Below are 1,696 nucleotides of genomic sequence, written 5' to 3'. Positions count from 1 at the left end.
TGATATGATACTTCCAAAGTAGACAGTCTAATTAATTAAAAATAGACTATCTACTTGGAGGTATTTTTTTATGGGGAGAAAAGCAAAGTATAGCAAAGAAATAAAAATACAGGCCTGTAAAGATTATGAGGAGGGAAACCTTAGTTTTTATGATATTGGTAAAAAGATCGGAACTACAAAAGGTGTTGTACATCAGTGGTATCTGATGTATAAAGAACATGGCCCCTACGCATTTGAAACATCAAACCAAAATCATTCATATAACAAAGAATTCAAGTTGTTAGTAGTAGAAGAATATACTTCAGGTAAATATTCGATGCCTAACTTAGCAGCTAAATATAATATTAATATAGGGGTTATTAGCAACTGGGTTAATAAATGGTATAATGGCATAGAAATAGAGGATTATGATCCTAAAGGAGATGTCTATACCATGAAATCTAGAAAAACTACATTTGAAGAGAGATTAGAAATAGTAAAATGGGTTATTGAAAATGATATGAGCTATAAGGATGCAGCTGATAAGTATTCAATTGCTTATGCACTCGTATACAAATGGACAAGGGCGTATATAGACAAGGGACTAGAAGCGCTAAAATATCAAAAGCGTGGACCAAAGGCAAAGTCTGAAATTGATGAAAGCAATTTAACGGAAATAGAGAAATTAAAGCTAGAGCTTGAAAAAGAAAAGTCATTAAGAAAAAGAAGAGAATTTGAACTTGAAGTTCTTAAAAAAAAAGAGGAATTCGAAAAGAAACTTCGCTCTCGAAAGTAAGACAGGAAGCAGAATACAAAACAGTAGACTTTTTAAAAGATAAAGGCTATTCAGTAACCAAGCTATGTGAAATTCTAGATATTTCAAGAAGTGGATACTACAAACATAAAAATAGAGTTAAACCTGAAAAAGAAAAGCAAGATGAATTGATATGTTCACTAATTAATGAATATCATTCAACTTTTGACGGAATTTTAGGGTATAGAAGGATGACCATGTTCATTAACAAACTAAATCATAAATCATTTTCAGAAGGATATATCCATAGACTTATGAATATTTTAGGTATTACAGCTAGAATTAGAAGAAAGAAAGTAAATCGTAAGAAAATAAAACCAGAATATACAAAAGAAAATATTCTATCAAGAGACTTTACCGCTAAGACTCCTAATGAGAAATGGCTTACAGATGTAACTGAATTTTCAATTCTTGGAGACACAAGAAAGCTTTATTTAAGCCCAATTATGGATCTTTATGATAATAGTATTATTGAATATAAACTTTCCTTTAAGAACAATAATCATCTTGTCTTTAGCATGTTTGATAAAGCAATACAAAAATATCCTGATGCGAAACCAATATTTCACAGTGATAGAGGGTTTCAGTATACAGGAAATGCCTTTAAAAGTAAGATTGATGAAGCTGGAATGGCTCAAAGTATGTCGAGAGTTGGAAAATGTATAGATAATGGTCCTATGGAAGGATTTTTCGGTACTTTAAAAACTGAAATGTTTTACGGAAAAAAGTTTAAAACACTTGAAGAATTAAGAGGCAAAATAGTTGAATACATCAAATTTTACAACGAAAGAAGACTTCAAAAAAAACTAAGATGCATGGCTCCTTTAGAATATCGAAACCATGCATCCAAATGTGCATAATATTTTAATTAAATTATCTGTCTACTTGACAAAGGTCAGTTCA

Annotated in this window: 2 protein-coding genes; both read left to right on the top strand. The window is 30.6% G+C overall.

What is annotated here, in order from left to right:
- Positions 1-70: 70 nt before the first annotated feature.
- Positions 71-775 carry a helix-turn-helix domain-containing protein gene (locus KQI42_RS20655; RefSeq protein WP_216522719.1) on the top strand — a complete coding sequence of 235 codons (705 nt, stop codon included), beginning with the start codon at positions 71-73 and terminating at the stop codon, positions 773-775.
- Positions 745-1,653 carry an IS3 family transposase gene (locus KQI42_RS20650; protein ID WP_216522724.1) on the top strand — a complete coding sequence of 303 codons (909 nt, stop codon included), beginning with the start codon at positions 745-747 and terminating at the stop codon, positions 1,651-1,653. The genes KQI42_RS20655 and KQI42_RS20650 overlap by 31 nt, the downstream gene beginning before the upstream one ends.
- The last annotated feature ends 43 nt before the right edge of the window (positions 1,654-1,696 follow it).

Source organism: Tissierella simiarum (genome assembly GCF_018917865.1).
Classification (GTDB): Bacteria; Bacillota; Clostridia; order Tissierellales; family Tissierellaceae; genus Tissierella_C; species Tissierella_C simiarum.
The sequence above is the reverse complement of the archived record's forward strand: the minus strand, read 5'-3'. Positions and strand labels throughout refer to the sequence as shown.